1 protein-coding gene is annotated in these 1085 nt (G+C 42.7%); it reads right to left on the bottom strand.

The window, feature by feature from the left end; translation table 11 throughout:
- Positions 1–391 precede the first annotated feature (391 nt).
- Positions 392–853: a hypothetical protein gene (locus tag AC0YOA_RS38045; protein WP_475790946.1), complete on the bottom strand. Its 462-nt coding sequence runs from the start codon at positions 851–853 to the stop codon at positions 392–394.
- Positions 854–1085: the final 232 nt, after the last annotated feature.

Below are 1085 nucleotides of genomic sequence, written 5' to 3'. Positions count from 1 at the left end.
TGATGGGATTTAAAGGGCTATGACCCGTTGCGTACTCCCATCGTACCGAGGCGCTCGTTTTTTTGCAAAGCGGTAATTTAACGCTCTACAGGAATGCTATCGTACCCGTTAGTTCAATAAACGAATATTATTGGGATTGTTCTCCGGTAACTTTAAGAGTCGGCTATAGAGCATTTTCTTATTCTCAATAGCTCTTATCTTTTTGAATGTTAGCCATGAAATTATCGAGTAGAACTTGTATTTATAACTGATATTGTCTTCACAGTGATAAAATTGCCCCATTTTATTTCCCCCTTGTTTTCGACATCTACTAACTTTGCAAAGCCCCATTTCCTGCTTAAGCGACAGGAAGAAGCAGCTGCCGCGGCAGCACACTGCTCGTTAGCTAATGTCAGGCTTCATTAACATTAACAATTAATGTTCCGTGTAGCTTTTCACCAACAAAAGCATTAAGTTTCCATAGTCCTTTCGTTGGCAGACTGAATCCTGAAGGCGATGCAGCAGTTGCCCCCCAATTTTCTCCACCTAAAATGCGTTCAACTATAGTTAGCTCCTCACCCGTTTCACTTGTGGCAATTACTTTTAATGGCTTATTCTCAATCTCATCCTTGTTTCCCCATAATAGCCACATATATTTTTGTGTTTGCCCCGCAACAAATGGAGTATTACTTATAGCAATTCGCCCTTCATCCCCAAGCCACTCAGCTTTGATCTGTTTTCCCTCATCGTTTGTTGTTGTTAACTCGACCGTTCCCGTTTCCTTCCATTCCTTTGAAATGACCGATTCATCGTTGCTACAGCCAGATATGAGAGTGACGACAGCAAACACAAGTACTGTAAATATCCTATACACCCTATACACCTCCAATTCAATTCTTATGGTTTATTTTACACTATACGGAAGTTGTTGGTCGTTATACACTATTGCCCACTAGATGGGCGAATGGCTGCCGCGCGGCAACCATAGGCATTACGCTATCGTACCCGTTCGTATTATGAGGTCACCAGATCTTTCTGGTGGACCTCATTTTTATGTGGTCGTAAGATAGCCATAGCCGGGGATTGAACGTTCGTGCCCGTGGGAC

The organism is Paenibacillus sp. JT22N12 (genome assembly GCF_056269365.1).
This window is presented reverse-complemented; position numbering and strand designations above follow the sequence as displayed.